General features: G+C 62.2%; 1 pseudogene. It reads right to left on the bottom strand.

From position 1 onward, the window contains the following. Positions 1 to 225, bottom strand: a pseudogene (locus tag EXE44_RS19615) (ATP-dependent helicase); the annotation flags it as partial.

Genomic DNA, 225 nt, shown 5'->3' with positions numbered 1-225 from the left:
CTCGGCCTTCTCGATGGCGCTGACGTAGTCCTGGACGCGATCGGTCCACATCCGTCCGTCGGTGAGCATGGAGAAGGGGATCCCGTGGCCGATGAACTCGTCGATGAAGTCGAACATCTGGTAGCGGGCGCGGAACAGACACATGATGTCGCCCTCGTCGTCTTCGACCGTGTACCGGACGTTCCGGACGAGTTCGAGCATCGAGGGCGACTCGATCGCCTCGAC

Source organism: Halorubrum sp. SS7 (assembly GCF_005435055.1).
GTDB classification, from domain to species: Archaea; Halobacteriota; Halobacteria; order Halobacteriales; family Haloferacaceae; genus Halorubrum; species Halorubrum salinarum.
This window is presented reverse-complemented; position numbering and strand designations above follow the sequence as displayed.